The sequence below is a fragment of the Aquiflexum balticum DSM 16537 genome (genome assembly GCF_900176595.1).
Classification (GTDB): Bacteria; Bacteroidota; Bacteroidia; order Cytophagales; family Cyclobacteriaceae; genus Aquiflexum; species Aquiflexum balticum.
Genome location: NZ_LT838813.1, coordinates 4,556,614 through 4,582,618, shown reverse-complemented (window position 1 = coordinate 4,582,618; position 26,005 = coordinate 4,556,614). Strand labels below are relative to the sequence as shown.

The 26,005-nt window shown below is 38.4% G+C and carries 18 protein-coding genes; 9 read left to right on the top strand and 9 right to left on the bottom strand.

Features of this window, described 5'->3' with window-relative positions:
• Nucleotides 1-131 precede the first annotated feature (131 nt).
• Nucleotides 132-797, top strand: coding sequence for an FAD-binding oxidoreductase (locus tag B9A52_RS19350; protein WP_084122013.1), 666 nt, complete (start codon nt 132-134; stop codon nt 795-797).
• A 190-nt stretch (nt 798-987) separates the two neighbouring features.
• Here B9A52_RS19350 and B9A52_RS19345 read toward each other — a convergent pair whose 3' ends face one another.
• From B9A52_RS19345 to B9A52_RS19310, 7 genes are all read right to left on the bottom strand, one after another.
• On the bottom strand, nt 988-3,621 hold the full coding sequence (locus B9A52_RS19345; protein ID WP_084122012.1) for a valine--tRNA ligase: 2,634 nt from the start codon (nt 3,619-3,621) through the stop codon (nt 988-990).
• A gap of 228 nt (nt 3,622-3,849) precedes the next feature.
• Nucleotides 3,850-5,199 (bottom strand): acetyl-CoA carboxylase biotin carboxylase subunit, encoded by a 1,350-nt coding sequence (gene accC / locus B9A52_RS19340; RefSeq protein ID WP_084122011.1) that lies wholly within the window; start codon nt 5,197-5,199, stop codon nt 3,850-3,852.
• 26 nt (nt 5,200-5,225) lie between these two features.
• On the bottom strand, nt 5,226-5,699 hold the full coding sequence (gene accB, locus B9A52_RS19335) for an acetyl-CoA carboxylase biotin carboxyl carrier protein (protein WP_084122010.1): 474 nt from the start codon (nt 5,697-5,699) through the stop codon (nt 5,226-5,228).
• A gap of 100 nt (nt 5,700-5,799) precedes the next feature.
• Complete coding sequence (gene efp / locus B9A52_RS19330) at nt 5,800-6,363, bottom strand: elongation factor P (protein WP_084122009.1); 564 nt, start codon at nt 6,361-6,363, stop codon at nt 5,800-5,802.
• Between the two features lie 26 nt (nt 6,364-6,389).
• Nucleotides 6,390-7,388, bottom strand: coding sequence for a beta-ketoacyl-ACP synthase III (locus B9A52_RS19325; RefSeq protein ID WP_084122008.1), 999 nt, complete (start codon nt 7,386-7,388; stop codon nt 6,390-6,392).
• 275 nt (nt 7,389-7,663) lie between these two features.
• Complete coding sequence (rpmF, locus tag B9A52_RS19315) at nt 7,664-7,855, bottom strand: 50S ribosomal protein L32 (RefSeq protein WP_084122006.1); 192 nt, start codon at nt 7,853-7,855, stop codon at nt 7,664-7,666.
• A gap of 17 nt (nt 7,856-7,872) precedes the next feature.
• Nucleotides 7,873-8,436: a YceD family protein gene (locus B9A52_RS19310; RefSeq protein WP_084122005.1), complete on the bottom strand. Its 564-nt coding sequence runs from the start codon at nt 8,434-8,436 to the stop codon at nt 7,873-7,875.
• 274 nt (nt 8,437-8,710) lie between these two features.
• On the opposite strand from B9A52_RS19310, the gene B9A52_RS19305 reads away from it, so the two are divergent.
• The 6 genes from B9A52_RS19305 (at nt 8,711) to B9A52_RS19280 (ending at nt 17,333) form a co-directional block, all read left to right on the top strand.
• Nucleotides 8,711-9,199 (top strand): hypothetical protein, encoded by a 489-nt coding sequence (locus B9A52_RS19305; protein WP_231955322.1) that lies wholly within the window; start codon nt 8,711-8,713, stop codon nt 9,197-9,199.
• Nucleotides 9,196-10,626, top strand: a complete 1,431-nt coding sequence (locus B9A52_RS19300) for a CCA tRNA nucleotidyltransferase (protein WP_084122004.1) — start codon at nt 9,196-9,198, stop codon at nt 10,624-10,626. Before B9A52_RS19305 ends, B9A52_RS19300 begins: the two co-directional genes overlap by 4 nt.
• Nucleotides 10,619-11,329 (top strand): tetratricopeptide repeat protein, encoded by a 711-nt coding sequence (locus B9A52_RS19295; RefSeq protein WP_084123605.1) that lies wholly within the window; start codon nt 10,619-10,621, stop codon nt 11,327-11,329. Before B9A52_RS19300 ends, B9A52_RS19295 begins: the two co-directional genes overlap by 8 nt.
• A gap of 266 nt (nt 11,330-11,595) precedes the next feature.
• The gene (locus B9A52_RS19290) at nt 11,596-13,242 is read left to right on the top strand and encodes a tetratricopeptide repeat protein (RefSeq protein ID WP_084122003.1); all 1,647 of its coding nucleotides are present in this window, start codon (nt 11,596-11,598) and stop codon (nt 13,240-13,242) included.
• Nucleotides 13,243-13,431: 189 nt separating this feature from the next.
• Nucleotides 13,432-14,511, top strand: coding sequence for a phytase (locus B9A52_RS19285; RefSeq protein WP_084122002.1), 1,080 nt, complete (start codon nt 13,432-13,434; stop codon nt 14,509-14,511).
• Between the two features lie 23 nt (nt 14,512-14,534).
• Nucleotides 14,535-17,333: a TonB-dependent receptor gene (locus B9A52_RS19280; RefSeq protein ID WP_084122001.1), complete on the top strand. Its 2,799-nt coding sequence runs from the start codon at nt 14,535-14,537 to the stop codon at nt 17,331-17,333.
• 302 nt (nt 17,334-17,635) lie between these two features.
• Here the strand turns inward: B9A52_RS19280 and B9A52_RS19275 are convergent, their stop codons facing one another.
• Nucleotides 17,636-18,085 (bottom strand): GNAT family N-acetyltransferase, encoded by a 450-nt coding sequence (locus B9A52_RS19275; protein ID WP_084122000.1) that lies wholly within the window; start codon nt 18,083-18,085, stop codon nt 17,636-17,638.
• Nucleotides 18,086-18,182: 97 nt separating this feature from the next.
• Nucleotides 18,183-18,404, bottom strand: a complete 222-nt coding sequence (locus tag B9A52_RS19270) for a hypothetical protein (RefSeq protein ID WP_084121999.1) — start codon at nt 18,402-18,404, stop codon at nt 18,183-18,185.
• Between the two features lie 238 nt (nt 18,405-18,642).
• Between B9A52_RS19270 and B9A52_RS19265 the strand changes: the two genes are divergently transcribed.
• The gene (locus B9A52_RS19265) at nt 18,643-23,673 is read left to right on the top strand and encodes a translocation/assembly module TamB domain-containing protein (RefSeq protein ID WP_157370222.1); all 5,031 of its coding nucleotides are present in this window, start codon (nt 18,643-18,645) and stop codon (nt 23,671-23,673) included.
• Nucleotides 23,673-25,964 carry a translocation and assembly module lipoprotein TamL gene (tamL, locus tag B9A52_RS19260; RefSeq protein ID WP_084121997.1) on the top strand — a complete coding sequence of 764 codons (2,292 nt, stop codon included), beginning with the start codon at nt 23,673-23,675 and terminating at the stop codon, nt 25,962-25,964. Before B9A52_RS19265 ends, tamL begins: the two co-directional genes overlap by 1 nt.
• Nucleotides 25,965-26,005: the final 41 nt, after the last annotated feature.

Sequence of the window (26,005 nt, the reverse complement as noted above, 5' to 3'; positions counted from 1 at the left end):
CAGAAATCAAAACCGTCTTATTTTAAGAAGAATAAAGAAATGGTTTCCTTGTTAAGGCAGTTCTAAATTGTTTTAGAATGAACAAAAATTGTCTGAGCCGTTTTATATAGTAGTATCAAACAAAAAAACAAATGGCCTTTACAGTAAAAATATTAGATATTCTTTCTTTAACGCATGATGTCAAACAAATTAAAACTGAGAAACCAAAAGATTATTCTTTTGTACCCGGTCAGGCTACTGAGGTAGCTATCAATGAAAAGGGCTGGCAAGAAGAAAAAAGACCTTTTACTTTTACCTCACTTCCTGATTCTGATTACTTGGAGTTTGTAATCAAATCATATAGGGACCATGATGGAGTCACCAATAAGATAGATTCTTTAAAGGTAGCTGACGAATTAATCATCGATGATCCCTGGGGTGCAATCCAATATAAGGGAAAAGGTGTTTTTATTGCAGGTGGCGCTGGTGTTACTCCATTTATTGGGATTTTCAGGTATTTGCAATCAATCAATGAAATTAAAGGAAACCGTCTGTTCTTTGCCAACAAAACCGGTAAGGATGTCATTTTGGAATCCTATTTTCAAGATCTCCTTGGAACTGATTTTATTTCGATACTTGATCAGGAAAAACTTGATGGCCATGAATATGGAAGAATAGACATGGAATTCCTTAAGGAAAATATCACCGATTTTTCCCAGAAATTCTATGTCTGTGGACCGGATCCTATGGTAAAAGGAATTAGTAAGTTGTTAGAGCAATTGGGAGCTGAACCTGATGCGATTACTTTTGAGGAATAACAGGCATAATCCAAAATTTGAATAAATCTTGTTGAATCAGTACTGATTTGAGTATATATCAAAAAAAGGGGCACTTGCATATGCCCCTTTTGAATTAAACCAGCATTGGACAAAATTCAGCATTTTGAGCTTCTTAGCAATAATTACCTGATTCAAATCCAAAGATACAATTTATGGTTTTAAAGCATATTTAACTCAACTTCGACAGAGCATCCATCAATACCTTGATTTTAGCTTCAGCATCTGCTTGTTTTTTCTTTTCATTGGCCACTACCTCAGCAGGTGCACCGGAAACAAAGCGTTCATTGCTTAGTTTTTTGACCACACTGTTCAGAAAACCTTTGGTGTATTCCAGTTCTTTGTGAATGCTTTCTTTTTCTTCTTCCACATTTACCTGACCTTCCATTGGAATAAAACATTCATCGGATTTTACCACAAAGCTTACAGCATTTTCCAAAGATCCTCCAAAGGATATTTCGGATAAATTTGCCAATTTTTTCAATACAGCATCAAACCGTTTATAGAGATGGGGCGTATTGGTTTTGATGGTTAAAGAGAAAGCTTCTTTGGGAGAGATTCCTTTTGAAGCCCGGATATTTCTTATCTGAGAGACCAATTCAAAGACCTGATTGGCCTCTGCAATCTGAAATTTATCAAATTCATTGGCTTTTGGCCAATCTGTTACAATCAAGGCCTCATTTGTATTTCGCTCCATGATTTGATGCCAAAGTTCCTCAGTCAGGAAAGGCATAAATGGATGAAGTATTTTTAGTATTTCTTCAAAGAAACCAATTGTTTTGCCGAAGGTCTCAGCATCTATGGGATGCTGATAGGCTGGTTTGATCATTTCAAGATACCAGGAACAGAAATCATCCCACACCAATTTATAGGTTGCCATCAGTGCATCTGAAATACGAAATTTACTAAAATGGTCCTCTATTTCAGTCAACGCTTCATTGAAACGGTTTTCGAACCAAGTGATGGAGGCTTTATTGCTTTCGCCGGATAGGGTTTCGTCAATTTCCCAGCCCTTTACCAATCGGAAGGCATTCCAGATTTTATTGGCAAAGTTTCTTCCTTGTTCCACCAGTTTCTCGTCGTATGGCAAATCATTGCCAGCAGGGGAGGAGAAGAGCATTCCGGTTCTTACACCATCTGCACCGAAGTTTTTGATCAATTCCAAAGGATCCGGAGAATTGCCCAATGACTTTGACATCTTTCTTCCAAGCTTGTCCCTTACAATCCCGGTCAGATAAACATTGCTGAATGGCTTCTCGCCCATATATTCATATCCTGAAATGATCATCCTTGCGACCCAGAAGAAAAGAATTTCGGGTGCAGTCACCAGATCATTGGTAGGATAATAGTATTTGAGATCTTCATTTTTAACTCCTGTAGAAAACACCTTTGTATCAAATACTGAAATAGGCCATAACCAAGATGAAAACCAGGTATCCAGCACATCTTCGTCTTGCTTGAGATCTTCGAGGACGTAGCCGTTGTTGAATTTGTTATTTGCTATTTGGAGTGCTTCCTCTTTTGTTTTTGCAACAACAAATTCTCCATTTGGAAGATAAAAAGCAGGTATCTGATGGCCCCACCATAGTTGTCTTGAAATACACCAATCCCGTACATTTTCCATCCAAGAACGGTACATATTTTTGAATTTGGACGGATGAAGCTGAATGATATCCTCCATGACCGAACTCAAAGCAGGCTTGGTGATTTCCTCCATTTTGAGGAACCACTGCAAAGAAAGCTTGGGTTCTACTACTGCATCAGTTCTTTCTGAATGGCCTACATTGGATCTGTAATCTTCCGTCTTTTCGAGTTGGCCGACTTCATCCAGCATTTTCCCGATCTTCTTCCTTGCTATGAAGCGGTCTTCACCGATAAGAATTTGGGCTTTTTCATTCAAAGTTCCATCATCATTGAGGATATCAATGACTTCAAGTTTATGCTTGATACCCAACTCATAATCATTCACATCATGTGCAGGGGTGACTTTCAGGCAACCTGTGCCGAATTCCATATCCACATATTCATCCTCTATGATAGGAATGGCACGGTTGATCAATGGAATCAGTGCTTTTTTTCCTTTCAAATGGGAAAAACGGGGATCATTGGGATGTATACAGATGGCGACATCTGCCATAATGGTTTCGGGCCGGGTAGTTGCAATAGTCAGGAAATCATCATCAGTTCCTAAGATTCTGTATTGAATATAATAAAGCTTAGAAGCTATTTCTTTTGTAATTACTTCATCGTCTGAAAGGGCAGTTTTGCCTTGTGGGTCCCAATTGACCATGCGGATTCCCCGGTAGATTTTTCCTTTGTTATAAAGGTCCACGAAGACAGATAATACAGCATCACTCAGATCGGGATCCATGGTGAATTTTGTCCGGTCCCAGTCACAGGAAGCTCCTAGTTTTTTGAGTTGTTCCAGAATGATACCTCCGTATTTTTCCTTCCATTCCCAGGCATATGTCAAAAATTCTTCACGCGTCAAAGATTTTTTGTCAATGCCTCTTTCCTTAAGCATAGCTACCACTTTGGCTTCTGTTGCGATGGAAGCATGATCGGTTCCGGGAACCCAGCAGGCATTTTTTCCCTCCATCCGAGCTTTTCGGATCAATACATCCTGAATGGTATTGTTGAGCATATGTCCCATATGCAATACTCCGGTGACATTTGGCGGAGGAATGACAATGGTATAAGGTTCTTTGCTATGGTCTACTTGGGAAGAGAAAAATTTATTTTCCATCCAATATTGATACCATTTTGCTTCAACGGATTCAGGGCTATATTTGGTAGCTATTGACATAGATTATGTGTGTTGTTAAAACTTCAAGGCGCAAAATTAAGATAAAATACTTTTAGACCTAGTTGTTTTTAGTAGGCAATGTTCAGTGTTCAGTGTGTCAGCGACCAGTTTGCGGTTTTCAAACTGCCCACCGCAAACTGCACCTGCATACTGATAATACAGTTTATAATAAAAAAAAGCCGAAGAAAACTCTTCAGCTTTGATTTCTTATTGGGGATTATTTGAATCTTACTTTTTGATTTTTGAAAAATCAAAAGTCTCCAGGAATTTGGTGGTAAAATTACCTGCTCTGAATTCAGGATCATCCAATAAAGCGATATGGAAAGGGATTGTAGTTTTGATTCCGTCAATTACAAACTCTTCTAAAGCTCTTTTCATCCTGACAATGACTTCTTCTCTTGTCTGTCCACTGACTATCAGTTTGGCAATCATAGAATCATAATTGGGCGGAATGACATATCCTGCATAGACATGGCTGTCCACTCTGACACCCCTGCCGCCTGGCATATGTAGGTTTAGGATTTTTCCAGGACTTGGTCGGAATCCATTGGATGGATCTTCGGCATTGATCCTGCATTCCATGGCAAATAATTTCGGGAAATAGTTTTTACCTGAAATTTTTTCACCTACAGCCACCTTGATCTGTTCTTTGATCAGATCAAAATCAGTAACTTCTTCCGTTATGGGATGTTCTACCTGAATTCTGGTATTCATCTCCATGAAGTAGAAATTTCTGTTTTTATCCACTAAAAATTCGATGGTTCCGGCACCTTCGTAACCTATGGCTTCAGCACCTTTAATGGCCGCTTTTCCCATTGCTTCTCTGAGCTCATCTGTCATAAAAGGCGAAGGGGTTTCTTCAACCAATTTTTGATGTCTTCTCTGTATGGAGCAATCCCTTTCAGAAAGATGGCAGGCCTTGCCATTGCTGTCTCCAACTATCTGAATTTCGATATGTCTTGGTTCTTCAACATACTTCTCAAGATACAAACCGTCATTGCCAAAGGCAGCACCTGATTCTTGTCTGGCATCATCCCATGCTTTTTTGAATTCACTTTCCTGACGTACAATCCTCATTCCTTTACCTCCGCCTCCGGCAGTGGCTTTGAGGATCACAGGATAGCCCATTTCAGCTGCTATTTTTATTCCATGGGCCATGTTTTCCAAAAGCCCTTCGGAACCGGGAATGGTTGGGACGCCGGCTTCCTTCATCGTTGCTTTTGCAGTGGATTTATCACCCATTCTATTGATCATATCGGGACTTGCCCCAATAAACTTGATGCCATATTCTTCACAGATTCTTGAAAATTCTGCATTTTCGGAAAGAAATCCATATCCTGGGTGAATGGCATCTGCATTGGTAATTTCAGCAGCCGCAATGATTCTGGGAATGTTGAGATAAGATTCCCTGCTCGGCGCAGGGCCGATGCAGACTGCCTCATCCGCAAATCGTACGTGAAGACTGTCTTTATCTGCTGTAGAATAAACCGCGACTGTTTTGATTCCCATCTCTTTACAGGTCCGGATCACTCTCAATGCGATTTCTCCTCGGTTAGCAATTAATATTTTTTTAAACACGGTAAAATCGGGTTAGTGGAACAAAATTATCCTGCTGGATCTACTAAGAATAACGGCTGGTCATATTCCACAGGAGTGGCATTATCCACCAAAACTTTAACTATTTTTCCAGATATTTCAGATTCAATTTCATTGAAAAGTTTCATTGCTTCAATGATACAAACTGTCTGACCTGCTGCAACTGAATCACCGACACTGACAAATGGATCTGAATCGGGATTGGCTGTCCTATAGAATGTTCCAATCATAGGCGATTTGATTTCCAAAAGTTTGGAAGTATCTTCTTTGGGTGCGGATGTAGCTGCAGGAGCAGTAGGGGCAGGATTGGAGTGAACAGGGATTGCCACCGGGGCAGGGGCAGAAATGGTCTCCACTTTTACTCCTGACGATTCGACGTATTTCTTTATTGAAAGTTTGAATTCATCTGTTTCAATTTTCACTTCGGCTAAGCCTGAATTTGAAATGAAGTCTATTAAATCCTGTATTTCTTTCGCTTTCATGATGTTTTAGTTTAAGGGAATTCTTAGGGAGAATGTCAGTCTTTTTTTATTGTCAAATTGAGAGGTATGTAATTTAGCCAAATCACATAGTAATATAAAATTATTTTACTCTTTCGGAATAAGATCCATCTCTGGTATCTACTTTGATCATGATGTCCTGATCCACAAATAATGGAACCATTACTACCGCGCCGGTTTCCAATGTAGCGGGCTTTAAAGCATTGGTAGCTGTATCGCCTTTAATTCCAGGCTCGGTATAGGTAATCATCAATTCTACAAATGGCGGCAATTCTACCGAAAGGGGGCTTTCTGTTTCTGCATGGACCAAAATATCCACATTTTGGCCTTCTTTTAATAGATTTGATCTTTCTATCAGTTTTTCAGGTATCGAAATTTGTTCGAAAGTTTCGGTATCCATAAAGTTATAACCAAAGTCATCTGCATATATGAATTGGTGTGGCCTTTTTTCAACTCTTGCAGTGGTCACTTTTTCACCTGCTGTAAAAGTTTTGTCCAAAACTTTTCCGGTATTGAGGCTTTTGAGCTTAGTTCTAACAAATGCCCCACCTTTACCAGGTTTGACATGCTGAAATTCTACTATGGAATAAATGTCGTTGTTCATTACAAGACACAATCCATTTTTGAAATCTGCGGTACTTGCCATTTTTTAAGATTATTTGATTTGAATGATTATTTTGGGTCGTATCCCCATTTAAGGTATATCGCTCCCCAGGTAAAACCACCACCAAAGGCAGCTAAAATAATATTGTCTCCTTTTTTTAGTTGAGATTCATAATCCCAAAGGCAAAGTGGTAAAGTTCCTGCTGTAGTATTGCCATACTTTTCGATGTTAAGCATTACCTTTTCGGGGCCTATACCCATTCGGTTGGCTGTAGCGTCAATTATTCTTTTATTTGCCTGATGCGGTACAAGCCATGCAACGTCCTCTGAGGCGAGATTATTTTTTTTCATGATATTGGCACTGACCTCTGCCATATTGGTTACTGCAAATTTGAAAACAGTAGAGCCTTCCTGAAAGGCATAATGTTCTCTGGCTGCAATAGTTTCATAAGTAGCAGGTCTTCTGCTTCCTCCCGCTTTCATATGTAGGTATGGCGCTCCGGAACCATCGGAATGTAACAATGAATCCATCACTCCGATTTCTTCAGTAGTAGGTTCCAATAATACGGCACCACCGCCGTCACCGAATATAATGCATGTAGCCCTGTCCTGATAATCTATAATTGATGACATCTTATCTGCACCTACAACAATCACTTTTTTGTGCATGCCGGTTTCTATAAACTGGCTTCCCATAGTAAGTGCATACAAAAATCCCGAACAGGCTGCCGAAATATCAAAACTATAGCTTTTGGTCGCTCCGACTCCATCTGCAATAATATTTGCAGTCGCCGGGAAAGGCATATCCGGAGTGACCGTGGCACAAATAATAAGGTCAATGTCCTTGGGGTCAGTTCCGGTTTTTTTCAACAACTCGTTCACTGCATGGATACCGATGACTGATGTTCCTTTGTCTTCTCCCTTTAAAATTCTTCTTTCTTTAACTCCGGTTCGGGTTACTATCCATTCATCGGAAGTGTCTACCATTGTTTCTAATTCCCTATTGGTCAAGATGTAATCCGGTACCCAACCCTGAACTCCTGTAATGACTGCTCTGGTTTTTTTCATTAAATATTTATTTTAAAGCTATTTAATCATCGGTTTAATTTACTGAAACTGACAATGAAGGAATTGGGCGAAATACCCCGATCAGTCTTATTGATTCTCAATCAAGCCCCAAAAATATCCAAATTGTGCTTTTCCACCAAAGATTTTTGTTTTTTGAAACCATTTGATAAATATAGCTTTTATGAATTAATGATTTCTGTTATAAATGCAGAAAATAAAAATCCATCCCGGTGATCACCGGGATGGATTTTATCAAAAGGCCTTTTGTAAAGTAATTAAGCAACTACTTCTTTTTCAATGACAACCTGTCCTTTGAAATAAAGTTTTCCGTCAAGCCAATATGCCCTATGAGGTAAGTGAAATTCACCTGTGGTAGGACATTGTGTAAGACCTGGAGCTGTCAACTTATAGTGAGTTCTTCTTTTGTCTCTTCTGGTTTTTGAAATTTTCCGTTTAGGATGTGCCATTTCTACGCTATTTTAGATTAATCTTTTTTCTTTAACTTATTCAATATTTCCCATCTGGGATCTGCTGGTTTATCACCGATTTGTTCATCTTCGGCTTCTCCCTCTTCTGTTTCTTCTGAAAGGTAAACTAGACTGCCCTCATAATCGAATTCATCATCATCCATTTCGTCCACATAATCCGGATGGATTTTTTTGGCCGGAATTGCCAATAAAATAAATTCATAAATCAACTGCGCAACATTGATGCTGGAAGTATCTTTGGTAATCATGAAGACATCTTCGCTGATTTCCTGTTCCGTAGGACCGTATTTGTAGATTACTTTTTCGGTCAATTCAAACGGATGATCAAACTCTTCCAAACTCCTGTCGCAAGTCAGTCTGATAGTTCCTGTGATTTTAAAGTCAGCTTCCAATACAGAAACTGTTTTATTAATAGTCACATTTACAGTGAGATCGGCTCCGTTGACCCAATCATCAGCTTCATAAAATCTGAAGAACTCATCATTGACTTCAAAGGAAAAAGAATGCTTGCCATCCTTTAGTTTGATAACATCAATATTGTAAGCTCTTAAGAATTTCACGTTTACTCCTGCTTTTCAAGACCGCAAATTTAGGCAAATGCTCGGGAAAAATAAAATTTGGCTTGAAATTATTTTTCGATGACAATGGGAATCAAATGGAAGACGATCATTTTGATCGAATGATTTGATTTTGAGAGATCGAATGGAATTGAATTTACAGGTACTTTAATCTGAATTTATACAAAATTAGCATAGATAGACTAATGGTTAAAAAATCAAGTCAAGGTATAAACTTTTATAAATATTACCTTCCTCTCAATAATCTGACTTATTTTTGGAAAAAAAATCTGTGGAGATCAAAGAAGCGGTAAGTTTGCTGAAAAAAAAAGGAAGAATACGGATCAAGGAAGGCCATGGTTCAATTTTGGAATTGATTGAAGTGGATTCCTGGGTTTCGGAGTCTGATGATCAGGACGGTATTTTTCTGTTGTTTGATATTTTTCAAATCAGGGCAATAGCAGAACAGTTTTCTGATGTTTCATTGGATATTATTGAGTTTGCCTCCAAACCAACCATTTACCACACACCGGTCGGAAAATTTCTAAAAACCGGTCCTGTCAAACATGGAAATGTGAAGTTTGCTGTGATCAAAAAAGACTTCTGGAATAAATTTCTATTTACCTATTCCCAACCTATGATCCTTCAATATAGTGAAACGCCGGAGTTTGATTTTGAAACCCAGGAATACTTCCCACTTTTAAGTGCTGGGACAAAAGAAATGTTTTTGAGTTCCGATGGGGACGTCAAAATTTTGAACGGATGAATTTTAAAGAATCGTTAGATCAATTGGAAATATTTGGCCGTGTGGGCAGGATTGCCGACAAGATGGGACTGGAAACCTATGTGGTTGGCGGATATGTACGTGATTTAATTTTAAAAAGGCCGAGTAAAGATATCGATTTTGTCTGTGTGGGCAGTGGCATTGCCCTTGCCCAGGAAGTAGCGGATAGCTTCGTAGAACATGTTCCGCTCTCTGTTTTTAAAAATTTCGGAACTGCCAATATAAGATTGGAAGATTGGGAGGTTGAATTTGTAGGTGCCCGCAAAGAATCCTACCGGCATGATTCAAGAAAACCTATTGTTGAGGATGGAACCCTTCAGGAAGATCAGGAAAGAAGAGATTTCACGATCAATGCTATGGCCATTTCGGTCAATTCCCACAACTATGGGGATTTGATAGATCCCTTTGGAGGTATGGCTGATATCAAAAGAAAGATAATCAGGACCCCTACAGATCCCATTATTACTTTTTCTGATGATCCCCTGAGGATGATGCGTGCCATACGTTTTGCGGCACAGCTTAGATTTGATATAGAACCCGATACTTTTTTGGCCATAGTACATGATGCCCATAGGCTTCAGATAGTATCCGCGGAAAGGATTATTGACGAGATGAACAAGATCATCATGACAGACAAGCCCTCTTATGGATTCAAATTATTGTTTGTCAGTAAATTGCTTCAAGAGATTTTTCCAGAGATGGTTGAATTACAAGGGGTAGATTCAGTAGGAGATAAATCACATAAAGACAATTTTTACCATACGCTTCAGGTACTTGACAACATTGCGGCAGTTACCGATAACATTTGGCTGAGATGGGCTGCCATTATGCACGATATTGCAAAACCTGCCACCAAAAGGTTCAATCAAAAGGTAGGGTGGACGTTTCATGGACATGAAGACAAAGGAGCGAAAATGGTGCCGACCATCTTCCGAAGGATGAAATTGCCCATGGATGAACGGATGAAGTATGTTCAAAAACTGGTCAGACTGCATCTCAGACCTATTGCATTGGTTTCGGACAAAGTCACAGATGCAGCTATCAGGAGGCTTCTTTTTGATGCAGGGAATGATATTGATGACCTGATGAAGCTTTGCAGAGCAGATATAACTTCAAAAAATAACAATAAAGTACAACGGTTTCTTTCCAATTTTGACAAGGTAGAGCAGAAGATTCTGGAAGTGGAGGAAAAGGACAATGTCCGAAATTTCCAACCCCCGGTTTCCGGTAAGGAGATTATGGATTTATTCGGATTGAAACCATCCAAGATAGTGGGCGACCTGAAAGAAGAAATCAAGGAAGCAATTTTGGAAGGACAAATTCAGAACAATAAAGATGAAGCTTTGAACTTATTGTATAAATTAGCCGCTCAAAAAGGATTATCTAGAAAAAACCATGAAAATGAATAAATTACTCTTAACCATTGCTGTTGTAGCAATGTCATCCATTACGGTCTTCGCGCAGGAGACACCCCCACAAGATTCAGAATCCATTAGGAAAAGAAACGAGGCTGACATAAAAATCTATCAGTTGGCACTTCGCTACAATGACCTTCCGGTAGCCAGAATGAAACTGTTTGAGTTAGTGGAGAGAAATCCCAGTAATATTACCTACAAAGAAACTCTTGCATCGCTTTATTTTGAATCAAGTCAAAGCACTTCAGCCGCGATCGCTGCTATGGATATCCTTGAGGTAAGCGACAATAGTGTAACCGCTCTTGAAATAGCTGCCTATTCTTTGGAACAGCTTGGTGCATTGGACCGGTCGTTACCTAATTTCGAGAGGCATTACCTTTTGACCGGAAATCTTTTCAGTTTATACAAGACTGCCTATCTGCAATATTCGCTCAACAGGCAGGAAGAGGCTTTGAATTCAATCAGTATGCTGGTGAAGAACAACAAATCCGGTGAAGAAAAAGTAGGCTTTCCAAAGAATGATAACACCCAACAGGAAGTTTCTTTAAAAGCCGCGGCTTTGAATCTCAAGGGTATGGTTTATATGTATATGAAAAATAAAGAAGAAGCAAAACTGGCAATTTCTCAAGCTTTGGAATTACAGCCTGATTTTGAATTGGCTCTGGAAAACCTGAAAGAAGTCAATAAAATGCAATAAATCATTTCATTTCAGTCTTCAAAAGCCCGCTTGACAAGTGGGCTTTTTTGCTTCCGGCAATGAATTGTTATCGATGGATTTTCACTGTTTTGGTCAGTAAAAATAAACAGGATTAAAGTCCGAAATAATGTGAATCACTAACCTTAGGCAGGTAAATAATGCGCTATACCAGGTTATAATTTCCAAATGCTTCCAAATTATCCAAATTTAATATTCACAACATATAATCTTAACACACCTTTTTTTTAAGATAGACATCTTTGCATATGAAGTCAAAGTTGGTCTTATTACTGTTGGTTTATTTGTTTCCTTTTCAAAAATCGTTTTCACTTCAAATAGGGGAACAAAAGGACAGCATTGAATATTTTTTTGTAAAAGCAGAAAGCCCCATCATTTCGGATTCTGACTCCAGCTTTATTTTTGCAGTAAAAGCACTTGAGAGGAGTAAGGATTTAGGAGATAACTTACTTTTGGCCAAATCCCATCACTTAATGGGTAGGCTGTTATTTTTTAAAGGAATTTATTCTGAATCAGCCTCAAACCTACTGATTGCAGAAGATTTATTGCAAAATGCAGAAGACTATTCACTCATGATTGATAATTATAATTTAAGAGGAAGAATTGCATACAAGACCCAAAATTTGGACAGTGCCGTTTCGATGCATCAAAAAAGCCTTGACCTTTCTGTGAAAATCAAAGATGAAAAAAGGCAGGCGATTTCTATGGGTTTATTGGGAGGGATTTATGAAAAGAAACAGGATTTTCAAACTGCTTTGGTTCATCAGTGGACTGCCCTTTCTATTTTCGGAAAACTGGGAATAGATGATTTAAGCGCGGAATTCAATGAGAATCTGGGAAGTATATATGAGGATTTGGGAAATTTTGACTCAGCATCTTTTTATTTTCAAAAAGCATTTGAATTGAATGTTAAAGCCGGGGATAGCTTAAATCTGATCAGCATCATAAATAATTTGGGGGATATATTGAGAAAAAAAGGCCAAACCGAAGAAGGACTCTCAAAATCCAGCATTGCACTTGACCTCAGTCGTAGGTTGGACCAACCTTATGAAGAAAGCAGTGCCCTTAGAGATATAGCCAAAAGTTATTTCGATCTTAAGGAATTTCCAATGGCATATCAGTATCTGGATAGTAGCAGAACAGTACACCAGGAAATGTTTAGCAAAGAAACTGCTACCCAATTGGCATTGATGGATGAACTTTTTCAGATGAAATTAAAGGATCGAAAAATCTATGAATTGCAGCAGAAGAAAAAGTTTGATGAAAAAATCCAGATACTTTTTATTGTTTTAATACTTTTACTTATAGGGTTTAGTTGGCTGGTAATCAACAAAAAGAATATCCAATCAAAAGTGAGATTGCAATTGATGGAAAGGGAAAAAGAAATAATGCTGACGCAACAAAAGTTAATAGAAACAGAACTTTTGCATATACAGTTGAAAGACCAAACCCTGAGAAATGAACTTGAGTTGAATACCAAATCCCTTACTGCCCAAACTTTGCATGTCATCGACAAAAATAAGATGCTGGAAGGTATCAAGCATAAGCTTCAAGATTCACTGGATAAAGACGCAAGGGAGCAAAAAAAGAATATCAGAAACTTGATAAAACTGATAGAGTTCAATTTTGTGCAGGATACAGATTGGGACGATTTCAAAAAAAACTTCGAAAAAGTACATGAAGGTTTTTTTCAAAAGCTGAACAGCAAATCAAAGGATTTGACTCCATCGGAACTTCGATTGGCTTCATTGATGCGAATGAATCTTAGTTCGAAAGACATTGCATCTACCTTGAATATTTCACAGGATAGTCTTAGGATTTCCCGATATAGATTAAGGAAAAAATTAGCTCTCGAAAAAGGGGAAAGTTTACAGCAATTTATTCTTTGTATATAGTTTACGATTTGTTAATCTATTTTTAATATTACATAAATAATTGAAAAACAATTATTTACATTCAATTTTTTGTTGTGTTGCTATCGTTTTGTTAACGTTTTTAAATCCTGTTGTTGCTTTTTTGATAATATGAAACGATAGGTGACTTTTCTTCAGGTGTCTAATTTTGTATCAAACAAAAAGATACAAATGAAAAATAAAATTTTACAGTCTGTTTTCGGTTTGCTGGTTGTTTTTTCTTCCTGTGGCACTAAAGATACAGGACAACAAACTCAGTCATCTTTACCCAAGATCGAACCTCTTTATATCACTGAAAAGGTGATTCATGATACTGATGATCCTGCTATTTGGATCAATAAAGCTGATCCGGAAAAAAGCTTAATAATAGGTACTGATAAAGATAAAGATGGTGCCTTATATGTGTTTGATCTAAAAGGAAAGATCATGGATTCTTTGGTGGTGAGAGGTTTGCAGCGACCAAATAATGTTGATGTTTCGTATGGTTTGAGTTTTGGTGGAGAAGAAATTGATTTTGCAGTTACTGGTGAGAGGCTTACCTCAAAGCTGAGATTTTTCAAACTGCCCGGGATGTTAGAAATTCAGGAAGGTGGGATTGAAGTATATCTTGGGGAATTGCAGCCTGATTACCGTGACCTCATGGGTGTTGCTGTCTACTATGATAAAGACAATGGGAAGCATTATGTGATAGCAGGCAGAAAAAATGGCCCAACAGATGGTACCTATCTGTGGCAATATCTTATCAAGACCGATCAGGGGCAATTGGAACTTGAACTGGTTCGGAAATTCGGTCAATACAGTGGGAACAAGGAGATTGAAGCCATTGCTGTTGACAATGAACTAGGATATATCTATTACAGTGATGAGGGAGTAGGGGTGAGGAAGTATTATGCCGACCCGGAGAAAGGAAATGATGAGCTTGCACTTTTTGCAACAGAAGGTTTCACTTTGGACCATGAAGGGATTTCCATTTATAAGCATGAAGATGGAACAGGATACATTCTCGTTTCAGATCAGGAAGCAAATTTTTTTCATGTATTTCCAAGAGAGGGATCCTCAGAAAATCCTCATTTACATACCCTTATAGCCAAGCTTCCCATGTCCACAGTTTCCAGTGATGGTTCTGAGGTGATCAATTTCAATATCAATCCAGAATTTCCAAAAGGGCTGTTTGTGGCGATGTCAGATGACAAGACTTTCCAGATCTACGACTGGAGAGATCTGGAAAACTATATCATGAAATCAAAATAATGTATTCAACAACTAAACTTTATATGAAACACAGATTACTAATTTCAGCAATTTCCTTGTTGATGCTATTCGCACAGAATTTGTATGCACAGGCAGTTTTAAGAGGCAAAATCATTGACGACCAAAACCTTTCGCTTCCAGGCGCCAATGTGATTTTAGAAGGTACCAACAAAGGTTCTGTTACCAATCAATTAGGGGACTATTTCATTCAGGGAATTCCGTCAGGTAATTACACTGTTCTGGTGACCTATTTGGGTTACATTTCTCTCACAAAAGAAATCAGCTTGCAGGACGGACAGACTCTTGAAATGAGATTTCAGATGATGCCGGGAACTTTGGAAGCTGGTGAGATTATAGTGTTCGGTGACAGGCTTAAAGGTCAGGCCAGGGCATTGAACCAACAAAAAACAAATTCCAATATCACCAATATTGTGGCTGCAGATCAGATCGGAAGATTCCCTGATGCAAATATCGGAGATGCTATCAAAAGGATTCCTGGGATTACCATGCAAAATGATCAAGGGGAAGCAAGAAATATCATCATACGTGGCATGGCTCCGGAATTGAATTCGGTCATGATCAATGGAGAAAGGGTACCTTCGGCCGAAGGAGACAACAGGAGGATACAGATGGACCTGATTCCCTCTGATATGATTCAGACTATTGAAGTGAATAAAAGTGTGCTTCCGGACATGGATGCAGATGCTATCGGTGGCGCAGTAAACCTCGTGACAAGAAAAGCTCCAAACGGGCTTAGGTTATCCGGTACCGCTGCATCAGGAGTAAATTTCTTGACAAATAAACCTATCTGGACTAGTGGTCTGATTATCGGAGACCGGATTGCCAAGGACAAACTAGGAGTGATTTTTTCAGGATCTTACAACAATCACAATTTTGGTTCTGACAATTATGAAGCACAGTGGGCTGAAACTGATGATCCCAATAATCCGGTAGTGGTGAACAGCTTTGATATCCGGAAATATGATGTTCAAAGGGTAAGGCGTTCAGCATCCCTTGCTTTGGACTATGATATCAATGAAAACCATTCAATTATTTTGAATACGATGTACAACTGGAGGGATGACTGGGAAAACAGGTACAGGTTCAGAGTAGACAGGACTGAAAGGCCTTTCGAATCCGGAGAATTTACAGAAATCGAAAACAATCTTTTCCAATTGAGAGGAAGGACTGCTATTCAAACAAAAGGGGGGATTGACAATGACCGGGTAAAAAATGCGAGGCTGGAAGACCAAAGGGTCATCAATACAACTCTTTCGGGAAGCCATATTTTCAATAAACTGAAAATGACCTGGAATGGTACTTATGCCAAAGCTTCTGAGGACAGACCCAACGAGCGTTACATCACCCATAGGGGCAATGCCGACGTGATTTTGGATATCAGGGATCCATTTAAGGTTTTGACTACTTTAGTTAATGAGAATGATGCTTTGGGATTGGGTCTGAATGAAATCTATGAATCCAACAACAATACATTTGAAGAAGACCTCAATGGTAGAGTGGATTTTGCCATGCCATATTCCGCCAACAAGGGTATTTTCAAATTTGGTGGCAGGGTAAGGTCAAAATACAAAGAAAGAACAGATTCCTATGATGTCTACGATCCTCTTGTGGATCTTGGACCTGGAGGAAATAACCTGGGTTCACTGCCAAATTCCTTCCAAAACGAAAGAGTATTTCTAAATGGACCTCAGTATGTTCCTGGAAGGTTTGTCAATAAAGAGTTTTTGGGTGGATTGGATCTTAAAAACGAATCTTTGTTTGAATTTGAGGATGCTGTGGCTGAATATATTACCGGAAACTACCAAGCCTCTGAGACCATTACTGCAGGATATGTAATGACTGATTACCAGTTTAACTCCAAACTCTCAGGTATTTTCGGGTTGAGATTGGAAAACACAAACTTGGAGTACCGTGGATATGAGTTTGATGAAGAAGAGGAGACTTTCAACCAATCTGCGACTGTCACAGATAACTATTCTAACTTTATGCCGGGCGCCCATTTCAAATACGATATCAGCGATAACCGTATCCTAAGATTGGCTTGGGCCAACACCATTGCACGACCAAATTACTTTGACTTGGTTCCGTTTGCCATTTTTAACCCTGAAAACCAATCACTTCAAAGAGGTAATCCAAACTTGGTTCCGACTACTTCAATGAATTTTGATTTGATGTTTGAAAATTATTATGAGTCTGTAGGTGTTTTCACGGCAGGAGGTTTCTACAAGGATGTCGATAATTTTATCTATCAAAGAACCCAATTGAATGTCATTGATCCTCAATTTGGTCAATTGATTGAGCTTACCCAACCTGAAAATGGCGGTACTGCCAATGTTTATGGTTTTGAAACCTCCATCCAAAGACAATTTGATTTTCTTCCGGGAATCTGGAAAGGACTTGGGATTTTTGCCAACTATACCTTTACTGATTCCAGGACAACGGGGATAGAAGGAAGAGAAGATGACGAACTCAAATTGCCCGGAACTGCGAGAAATATGTTCAATGCTTCTTTGTCTTTTGAAACCGAAAAAATTGTAATGAGGGTATCTGTCAATCATGCGAGTGGTTACCTTGATGAAGTCGGGGGATCTAATTTTGAAGATCTCTATTATGACCGTCAGACCTTTCTTGATGTCAATGCCTCTTATGCCTTCACTCCAAATTGGAGGGTGTTTTTTGAAGCAAATAACCTGACCAATCAACCTTTGAGATACTACCAAGGAATCAGAGCTAGGACAGCGCAGGAGGAATACTATAACATCAGAATCAACTTTGGTGTAAAATTCGACCTTTTCAATTAATCTATTATATACTTTTGAGCGGCTTTCATTTTTTATGAAAGCCGCTATTTCCTTGGCGGAAGTCATCAAAAGGAAGTCACTATTCCCTTTTATGGATTGGAATAAACTTTCTGATTTTAAAGAATAATTTTTTACCTTCGGAGAATCCTATGGCAGTTAATCACAAAAGAATATTTTTATAAGTTTATGACTTTTGAGTTGTCTGATTTTTATATCCCCCCAAAAATTCTTGCATGGACAATAAACTCAAGATCACTTATTTTACCTACTTTTTGTAGTGCTTATTGGAAGCAAAAATGAACCTAAGGCTCCATAAAAAATCTCATTTTCTGCTTGCCCACACTTCCAAGGCCAACATAGAACCTAATGGCCATGGCATTGAATTCAGGTGTTTGCCATTGGATATTTACACATTTTTTTTCTTTGGCAACTTCCCGGATTCTGTTCATGATTTCAGTTCCGATGCCTTTTCCGCGGCAGATCTCATTAAGGTACAAGCAATCCATATACAGGAAAGAGGAAGCTTCCCATGTCGAAAAATCAAAAGTGAAAGAGGTAAAACCCTCTGGTTTTCCATCAACTTCCACAATCCAAACATGTAGTCTTTTTGGGTCACCAAAAATACCCTCTCTTAGCCCTTGTTCTTTTCCATCTACCGAATATTCTGATTTTTCATAATCTGCATGTGCTTTGCATAATTTGACTAAATCAGGCAGGTCTTTTTCTTCGCAAGGTCTGATGATATAATTCATGATTTTTGAGTCTAATGGTTTAAAAGAGTCTTTGCCATGGAAAAATGTAGAAAAAAATTGATTTCTCTAAAATTAGCGCGAAAATTCTTAAGAAATATCAGGAATAAGGATAAACAAAAAAGCGAAACATCATGCCCGTGATAAAACTGGAGATAGCGAGACTTGCCCATAGTATTTTTTTGTAAGCTACGTATTGGTGCATCTTCCAGTCATTTTCGTTCATGATATTAATGCCTTCTGGTAAATAAACCTGCAAAAGTGCCAATACAGTAAGAAAATAGGTAATAAAGAGAAGTATAAAACTGAAGAAAACCGTCATAAGCCGAAAATTTCAATTCAATTTTGAATTTAGGTTTTATCGACCGCTTATTTCAATCCAATTCCAACACTTAACGATTTGTTAAAATGCAAGTGACTTTTTCTTAATCTGGGACCTATTTTGAGAAGCTATAATTTATTTGTTCGGTAATCTAATAGTATAAGCCTTATATTTGAGGTTGACTGACCAACTTAATTGTAATATTATCAAAAAGTTTATTCAGAAATTTTTCAAATATTTGGGAATCACCATCGGTATTATATTGATTTTGGTGATAGCAATTCTTTTGTTTATTAGAAGCCCTTGGGGTCAGGATATATTGGTTGGAAAAGCCACTTCATTTATATCTAAAAAAACAGGGACCATTGTCAATATAGAAAGGTTATTCATCACATTTAAGGGGGATTTGAGCTTGGAGGGTCTTTACCTGGAAGATTTGGAAGGAGATACCTTGATTTATTCTAAATTACTGGAAACAGGTATTTCATTTATTCCACTAATAAAAAACGGTGATATTGAGATTTCCAAACTGGAGTGGGAGGGGGTGACCGCTAAAGTAAAAAGAGACAGTGTCAGCCAAAATTTTAATTTTAATTTTTTATTAGAGGCCTTTATTTCGGCACCTGATGAACAGGAAGAAACCGTTGAGCAGGAACAGCCTCAATCCTTTCCACTGATTTCATTGGGTCCGGTTGATTTATCGGATTTTAAGCTTGTTTACGAAGATCAGGTCTTGGGGATTGAGACAAATGCCTTTTGGGATGAAATCAGAGTCAGAATGGATCATTTGGATCTGAATAAAATGGATTTTGGAATTCAGGAAATCCTTATTTCAGCTGCAAAAATTGATTATTTTCAGTCCAAACCTTTTGTTTCAGTTGATACAGTTGATACGGATACATCCATACCCTTGCCATTGATCGTATTGGATAATCTCAGGATTGAACAAACAGAGCTCAATTATCATTCTATTCCTGACGGTATTATCGCAGGGATTTATTTGGATGAGTTTGGTGCTGTTCTTCCCGAGGGAAATTTGGAAGACCAGAAAATCCTGCTAAAATCAATTTTTTTATCCAATTCCAGCATTGCTCTTGAAATCAGCCCTTCTGAATCAGGGGAAAATGAAATCAATACCCAATCTCCAACAGAACCATTTGATTGGCCTGATTGGTGGGTCGAGGTTGGAGACATTGATTTTCAAAACAATGATTTTGATTATAAAATTTCAGGAGCTAAAGTCCAGAAAGGAATCTTTAATCCCGATGCGATACAGCTGAACGGCTTTGACTTTTCTGCACAAAATATTTTTCTAAAAGATAAAAGTACCGGTGGAAAAATTAATGGAGCAGCTTTTGAAGAAGGCAGCGGTCTCTCTCTTAAAAGCCTTCAAGCAGATATTTCCGCAGATGATCAAAAGTTAAATCTGGATTCTTTTTCAATAAAAACCGGTGAGACAAATCTGGCAGGTAATCTTTCTTTGAATTATCTCAATTTGGGAAGCCTGATTAATGCTCCGGAAAAGTCCTCTTTTGATTTACGGATATCGGAGTTCAGAACAAATGCTTCTGAAGCTGCCTTTTTTGTTCCTGAATTAAAAAAGGAAATATACTTTCAAGAACTGGTAAAAAACGGATTAAAAGCTTCAGGTAGGATTAATGGAAGTTTACAAAAAGTACAAGTTCCTAAGTTTGAAGTTCTATATGGAAATTTCACCTCTCTGAATCTTGATGCTGCTTTGATTGAGAATACGCTGGATATAGATAATGTCCGTTTTGATCTACCGACCTTGGTGATTCAAACTGGTAAAGATGCCATTATCCCCTATGTTGGAGATCTTGAATTTGATCTTCCTGAAAATATGAAACTCCAGGCTGCCGCAAAAGGTGGAATGGATGACCTGATTCTTGATTTATATTTGGCCACAAGTGATGGTGATGTTTTTTTGGAAGGTGTTTATAAAAACGACGAGGTTTACTTTTTGGAATCTAATTGGGGTATGAGTGAATTTGATTTGGGAAAAATTTTGAAAATGCCTGAATTACTGCCGATAAGTCTGAAATCTACTATTGAAGGAAAAGGTAAAGACCTAAAGGATATTGATGGTTTGATGACCTTGGATATTGAGAAATTAAATTGGTATGATTTTGATTACTCTCCATTGAATTTCAAGGCTACTGCAAAGGATGGAATTGCAAATCTTGAAATGGATTTTTTAAATGAAGCTCTTGATTTTGATGTAAACCTTACTGCGGTATTGGATACCTTGGATCAGGATTTGAATTTATTTGTTGATTTAAAGAAATTCCATACTCAGGCTTTTGGTTTGACCAAGCAGGATATCAATACCAAGTTTCAGATTACGGGTTCGTTAGAAGGGAATTTTGATGATTTCAAAGCTTCCTTAAGTATTGACGAGGGGTATTTCTTTTATGATAAAAAGGCTTTTCCAATGGGGAGAGTGGTGCTGCAAAGTGAGCTTTCGGACCAACTTTCTTCTTTACAGATCAACTCAGATTTTTTAAATGGACTGTTTTCAGTGAACGGTTCTATTGCAAACCTGCTCCAATCTCTTGAAGCATACTTTGAGGAAGTAATTGCCGGTAATACTGAATTAATGATTTCGGATGATTTGGTAGCTAAGGGGGAGTTCACCTTTCAGAGCACTCCATTTCTTGATCAGCTTTTGATTGGAGGAATTGAGAAATTGGATAGTGTCTCCATTGATTTTGAATTTCTCTCTGCAGAAAAATCACTCAATTCCTCGATTTCCGTACCCTTGTTCCAATATAATTCTTCAAAAGTGGAGTCTTTTGAATTGTCGATCAATGGTGAAGAAAATAAACTTCAATTCATAACAGGTTTTGACTCACTTTCTTATAATCCCATCAATATGGGAGAAACTGAATTGAAAGGTTTTTATCAGGATGGTATTTTGAATCTTGACTTTTTGTCCCTAAAAGATGATAATCCTTTAATCCAGGTCGGCTCCGAACTTTTTTGGCAAAACGATAGTCTGAGCTTACTTATTCAACCCGAAAATCTGATTTTGAACGGTTTAAGTTGGCAAATCCCTGAGAATAACAAAGTCATTTATACGTCAAACCACCTGGCTTTTCAGAATTTTAATTTCTCAAGAGGGGATCAGCAGTTAAAGATTTCCAATGGAGAGAGTGAAGCGTCAAAAGAACAGATTGATATCCGCTTTCAAAATTTTGAAATAATAACCTTTACAGGATTTTTAAATCCAATAGATCCTGTTTTAAACGGCATAGTAGACGGTAGCTTTATTATTGAAAATCCTTTCGAAGCTATAGGATTATTGGCAGACCTAAATATCAGAGAATTTATTGTCTTGGATATTCCACTTGGAAAACTGGATTTGTTGGCTGAAGCCGAAACTTTGAACAGTTACGGACTCAATATTTCATTGAGTGAAGGTGATATCGAGGCAAATGTCGTAGGAACATTTGTGGCCGATACCGTCAGCAGTGACCTGGATTTGGATTTGGACCTCAAAGCTTTGAAATTAGGATTGATTGAGGCATTTTCCGGGAGTGAACTGAAAAATTCCAAAGGGTATCTGTCTGGCAATATCAAGTTGGAAGGTACTTTGCAAGAACCGGTTTATTCAGGAGATTTGTTTTTCAAAGAGGCAGAGTTTTTGGTTTCCAGTATCAATGCGAAGTTTTCCTTACCGGATGAAAGGATTCAGATCAATAATTCCGGCTTGGTTTTCAATGATTTCTCTATCAAAGATGAAGCGGGTGCGTCTTTTGTGATCAATGGAAATCTCATCACAGAGGATATTTCAGATATCGGTTTTGATTTAAAACTGGAAACCAAAAATTTTCAGATTATAAATTCGTCCAGGGAGGACAATGATCTTTTCTTCGGGCGAGCTAATGTGGATTTGGACATGAAGATTGGAGGTAGTCTCAGTTTGCCTGTTATCGATGTGATTTTAAAGGTCAACAGGGGAACCGAAATGACACTGATCATTCCGGAGGATCAATTGGATTATTTGGAGCGTACTGGAGTGGTATTGTTTGTCAACCATCAGGATCCTTATGATATCTTATACAAGAGGGATTCTGAAATTACAGCCCAAGGAATCCAAGGTTTTGACATTAAAGCAAACCTTCAGGTTGATCCTCAGACAGTCATCAATATGATTGTTGACGAAAGGACCAATGACAATTTGAGGATTCAGGGACAAGCTGATCTCAATATGATTATGAACCCCAACGGGGATATTTCCCTTTCGGGAAGATATGAAGTCAAAAGTGGTCATTATGAGCTCAATCTTTTTGGACTGGTAAGCAGGAGGTTTTTACTGGCCGAAGGAAGCACCGTCATTTGGACCGGGAATATGTTGGATGCCAACCTGAATATTACAGCCATTTACAATGTCCGAACTTCACCTGCAGAATTGATGCAGGCACAATTAAGCGGGACAGACACGCAGACCAGAAGTCAGTTTAGGCAGGTTTTGCCGTTTATGGTTTATCTCAAAATCAACGGGGAGATGTTACAACCTGAAATCAGCTTTGAATTGGATATGGCTGAACAGGATCGGGGAGCTTTCGATGGCAATGTTTACTCCATGATTCAGCAGGTAAATCAGAGGGAAGATGAATTGAACAAGCAGGTATTTTCCTTGTTGGTACTCAATCAGTTCTTTCCTATGGTGGGCAATGATGGGTCTTCAGGCGGATCGGTGAATCTGGCAAGATCCAGTGTCAGCCAGATATTGTCCAGTCAACTCAACACATTTTCGGATAGGTTGTTCGGTAATTCGGGATTTTCCGTTGATTTTGATCTGGACTCTTACACAGATTATCAATCAGGAGCAGCCGAAGACAGGACCCAGCTCAATGTGGCTGCAAAGCAAACTCTTATGGATGACAGGTTGGTTATTTCTGTTGGGGGACAGGTGGATGTCGAGGGCGGAAATCAACAGCCTGGTCAGGGCAATGCGGTATTTGGAGATGTGAGTCTGGAATATCTTTTGGATCAAAGGGGCAGATGGAGGGTGAAAACTTTTAGAAAAAACCAGTTTGAATCAGTAATTGATGGACAATTGATAATCACAGGAATCTCTTTCATTTTTAATAAAGAATTCAATTCCTTCACTGAGTTATGGAAAAGGGCAGATCTTGAAAAGTCTGCTTCCGATGACACCAAGGGCAAAGAAGAAAACAAAGAAGAAATAAACGATAAATCTCCTGAGGGAAGATTTGAAGAAGAAAATGAATTAGAAAACTGATGAGGTTTTTAGGATACATAGGGTTAGTTTTATTACTCCTCCTCGGATCATGTGGAGTCAAAAAGTTTATTCCTGAAAACGAGACTTTGTATACAGGAGCAGAGTTGGTGTTGAATGCCGACCTACCTAATAGGGAAAGAAAGGAATTACAAAGTGAACTGAGCGGTTTGATTAATCCCGACCCCAATAGAAAGCTCTTAGGGACAAGATTCAGATTGTGGGCGCATTACAAGGGATCAAAAGAAAAGCCTGGATTTATCAATAAATTTCTCAATAATCAATTTGGCGAAAAACCTGTTTATTTCAGCCAAGTGAATACCCAAAGAACCCTGGATATATTGATGAACAGGCTGGAAAATAAGGGCTATTTTTATGGTACATCAGAAGTAGTAAAGGAGGAAAAGAAAAAAAACACCAGCCTGCAATACCAACTCAATTTCGGTAATGCCTACAGATTGGCCAGCTACGAAATATTAGGCGATACCTTGTCCATTATGAAGAAGATAGATTCCTTAAAGAGTACAACTTTAATGAAAGTGGGGGAAAGATTTGATCTTGAGCTGCTTAAGCAGGAAAGGACAAGGATCGAAAGAGAACTGAAGACCTTCGGCTATTATAATTTTTCCGGTGATTTACTCATTTTTGAAGCAGATACCAATCAGTATGAGGACAGAAGATTTGATTTATATCTAAGGTTAAAGACCGAAGTTCCTGAAAAGGCCATTTACCCATATTCCATTAAAGATATTACCGTATTTCCGGATTATGCTTTGAATACTACTTTGTCGAATGCAGACACCGTAAGCATCAAAGGTATCGATGTGGTTCAAGAGGACTTGGTTTTTAAACCTGATTTATTGGTTTCATATGTATTGTTTGAAAAAGGAGCTAAGTTCGACCCACAAAAGTCAAGATTAACTTCAAACAGACTTTCTTCCATAGGGAATTTCAGATACGTCAATATCACCTTTGATGAGACTGATTCCGTGAGAGGAGAAGATGGTACCTATCCCCTGGATGCCAATATACTGTTGTCACCGCTCAATAAAAGATCTTTGAGAGCAGAGGTTCAGGGAGTTACCAAATCAAACAGTTTTGTAGGTCCCGCATTGATTCTGACCTATAGGAATCTGAATATTTTCAATGGGGGGGAAATTTTTTCCTTATCAGGTAAAGTTGGTTATGAAACCCAAATCGCACAAGGCGAAAGAGACCGGCTTACTTCTACAGAATTCGGTATCCAGGCGGGTTTGGTTTTTCCAAGAGTTCTTTTTCCAACTCCTGTAATGAACAGATTCCAATTTGCCATTCCCAAAACCAGAATAAGTTTAGGTTATGAATACCAGTATCGCTCTGACCTTTACAAAATCAATTCGGTCAATACTTCCTTCGGCTATTTTTGGCAGGTCAACAGGCATGTTTATCATGAAATCAACCCGATAAGTCTCAGCTTGTTTAATCTATCGGAGACTACTGATGAATTTGAAGAAATCCTGGACCAAAACCCATTTTTAAGGAGAAGTTTTGAACAGCAATTTATATTTGGATGGAATTATACTTTCAATTATAATCAATTGGTAGATTCAGAAAGGAAGAACCCGATATTTTTTGCTGCCACATTGGATTTCGCAGGTAATACCATAAGATTGATCAATCAAATTTTCGGTTCAGCAAACCCCGATAATATATTTGGACTTGAATATGCTCAATATAGCAGGGCAGATTTTGATTTCAGACATTATTGGAGAATTACCAAAGAGCATAATCTTGTTACAAGACTTTTTGCAGGTGCAGGTCTTCCTATGGGGAATTCGCTTTCTCTGCCATTCGTAAAACAGTATTTTTCAGGAGGACCAAGTAGTGTTCGAGCTTTTAGAATCAGGGCCTTGGGCCCCGGTACTTTCATTCCGGAAGATGTGACTACAAATGGGTTTTTTGATCAAGCGGGGGATATCAGACTCGAAGCCAATATAGAGTATAGGTTTCCTATCAGTAAATATCTAAAAGGCGCTGTTTTTACAGATGCCGGTAACGTTTGGCTTTTCAATGAAAACGATGCCCTTGAAGGGGGCAAATTCACCAACAAATGGGTAGAAGAACTTGGGGTAGGTAGTGGATTGGGATTGAGGATCGATATTCAGCTTTTTGTTTTGAGGTTTGATTTGGCTATCCCTATCAGGAAGCCCTGGCTACCTGAGGACGAACGATGGCTGGATAGATTCCTGATTTTTGATAGTGACTGGAGAAGGGATAATCTGGTGCTCAATTTTGCCATCGGCTATCCTTTCTAGATGAGTTTATTACCCCAACATAAGTAATTCATTTCCTTAAT